The organism is Jeotgalibacillus marinus (assembly GCF_040801915.1).
GTDB classification, from domain to species: Bacteria; Bacillota; Bacilli; order Bacillales; family Jeotgalibacillaceae; genus Jeotgalibacillus; species Jeotgalibacillus marinus.
The window spans coordinates 1-261 of the sequence record NZ_JBFMIA010000199.1 but is presented as its reverse complement, the minus strand read 5'-3'; the positions used below and the strand labels follow the sequence as shown (position 1 = coordinate 261).

Below are 261 nucleotides of genomic sequence, written 5' to 3'. Positions count from 1 at the left end.
GAGTTTTCAAGTCGATATTTTAATTAATAACGCCGCCGCAACGTCCGCTAAGAAAATCATCACCGAAGATGGTTTTGAGATGCAGCTTCAAGTCAATCATTTTGTCCCGGTTTATTTGACGATGAAACTCCTCCCCTATCTAGAAGCATCAAAAGGCTTTGTCATCACCACCGCCTCAAACGCTCACAAACGAACCACCTTTAATCCCCGGGCGATGGAAGATAAAACGATGTACCGGATCTTTAAACGCTATCAAGAAAC

General features: G+C 43.3%; 1 protein-coding gene. It reads left to right on the top strand.

Annotated elements, in window-relative coordinates; genetic code table 11:
- Positions 1–261 (top strand): SDR family NAD(P)-dependent oxidoreductase (locus AB1471_RS17535; protein ID WP_367781006.1); only part of this gene is annotated, 261 nt, incomplete at both ends.